This window comes from Methylophaga sp. UBA1464 (assembly GCF_002325665.1).
Lineage (GTDB): Bacteria > Pseudomonadota > Gammaproteobacteria > Nitrosococcales > Methylophagaceae > Methylophaga.
This window is the reverse complement of sequence record NZ_DCSO01000099.1, coordinates 17123-18322: the sequence shown is the minus strand read 5'-3', so window position 1 is coordinate 18322 and position 1200 is coordinate 17123. Positions and strand designations below refer to the sequence as shown.

Sequence of the window (1200 nt, the reverse complement as noted above, 5' to 3'; positions counted from 1 at the left end):
GACTGTCACACTTTTCATAAACAATATGTGCCGGCATGATGCCAGCCAGAGTATGTGAGCAAAGTTGTCGGAACGGCAACATATCAGCCTGCCACATATCTTCCAGATGACGTTTATCAACGGGTAATCCCAGATGGGAATCGACTTCCACTGCCCCATGACCGGGAAAATGTTTGCCGACTGCCGCCATTGAAGCCTGTTTCATACCGCTGATATAGGCTGCAGCCAGTTTGGTGACCGCTTGAGGATCACGATGAAACGCCCTATCACCAATCACTTCGCTAACGCCATAATCCAGATCCAGCACTGGCGCAAAACTGAAATCAACACCGACTGCCCGTAACTCTGCCGCCATTAACCAACCCGTCACTTCTGCCTGTTTAAGCGTTTGCTGGGGATGTTGCATGTAATGCTGCCCCAGCGTACCAACAGGTGGTAGTCGACTAAAACCCTCGCGAAAACGTTGAACACGCCCGCCTTCATGATCGACGGCAATAATCAAATGTGGTTGGCGTAACGCATGTATTTCAGTGGTTAACGCAGCAATCTGCTCGGGTGACTCATAATTACGACTGAACAGGATGACACCGCCAACTAATGGATGTTGAAGAATTTCCTTCTCTTTCTCACTGATCGTCAAGCCGACCAAGTCCACCATTAACGGGCCTAATGTCATGTAATTACCTTATTCGTGAATAAAGACTTTCAGGCCTGGTTTGACCAAATCAAACAACGCCAGCAAATCCTGATTATGCATGCGGATACAACCGTGAGATTTGGCGATGCCCATTGGCTCGCTATCCGGTGTGCCATGTATATAAATATAGCGACGCATTGTATCAACATTTCCCAGCCGATTCTTGCCGGGCTCCAATCCGCTTAACCAGAGAATACGGGTTAAAATCCAGTCCTTATCCGGAAACCGTTCAGCCAGCTCCGGGCTGTAGATTTCACCTGTTGGACGTCTGCCGCGAAATACCGTATTAACAGGTTGCCCGGCTCCGATACAGGCGCGAATAATATGCCAGCCTCTTGGAGTAGCCCCTGAATTATGCTGCTCACCAGGACCATTTTCCGCTGTTGAAACAGCCGCCGCAAACAACAGCCGATCATCCTGCCAAAGCTGGCAGAGCTGTTGCTCTATTGAAATGTCCAGATAATGATTTGACATAAAGTTTCGTGAGATTCAGCCTGGGTTTG

The 1200-nt window shown here is 48.9% G+C and carries 2 protein-coding genes; both read right to left on the bottom strand.

What is annotated here, in order from left to right; genetic code table 11:
* On the bottom strand, positions 1-676 hold a 676-nt coding region (gene nagZ, locus B3O33_RS13710), incomplete at its 3' end, for a beta-N-acetylhexosaminidase (RefSeq protein ID WP_292363829.1).
* A gap of 9 nt (positions 677-685) precedes the next feature.
* Positions 686-1171, bottom strand: a complete 486-nt coding sequence (locus B3O33_RS13705; RefSeq protein WP_292360027.1) for a L,D-transpeptidase — start codon at positions 1169-1171, stop codon at positions 686-688.
* Positions 1172-1200: the final 29 nt, after the last annotated feature.